Source organism: Hymenobacter agri (genome assembly GCF_054778495.1).
Genome location: NZ_BAAGZM010001328.1, coordinates 1 through 508, shown reverse-complemented (window position 1 = coordinate 508; position 508 = coordinate 1). Strand labels below are relative to the sequence as shown.

The 508-nt window shown below is 65.7% G+C and carries 1 protein-coding gene; it reads left to right on the top strand.

Annotation, left to right across the window (positions count from 1 at the left end; genetic code table 11):
- Window positions 1–508 (top strand): hypothetical protein (locus ACYVDE_RS26050; RefSeq protein ID WP_460504394.1); only part of this gene is annotated, 508 nt, incomplete at both ends.

The following is a 508-nucleotide window of genomic DNA, read 5'->3' as shown; positions in this document are numbered from 1 at the left end:
GAACTACGCGCTGTGGTTTGGGGCGGTGCTGCTGCTCGGGGCCGGGCTGGTGCTGGCCCCGCAGTTTCTCATCAACCGGCGGCAGTTCGGCACCAATACGCCGCTGGTGCTGGCGCAGTCCAAAACGTTGGGTATTCACAACCTTTACCTGCAAAAGCTGAAGTGGGGCCTGCTGCACGAAAAATACGAGTCGTCGGTGGGGCGCGAGCTGCCCACCGGCCAGCTGCTGTTTCTCGATGCCACCGGAGCCGGCATACTACGGGCCGAGGGAATCACTGAAATCGACTCGCCCGGCCAGTACCTGGCGCTGGTGGCCCGGCACCCGGGGGCGCTGGCCGGCATCTACGCCCGGCACCTGTTTGCCGGCCTCGACCTCAGCCACCCCACGCCTTACCTCAAGCGCTGGCAGCCGTTGCTGTCGATGCAGCTGCTGAACTACGCGCTGTGGTTTGGGGCGGTGCTGCTGCTCGGGGCCGGGCTGGTGCTGGCCCCGCAGTTTCTCATCAAC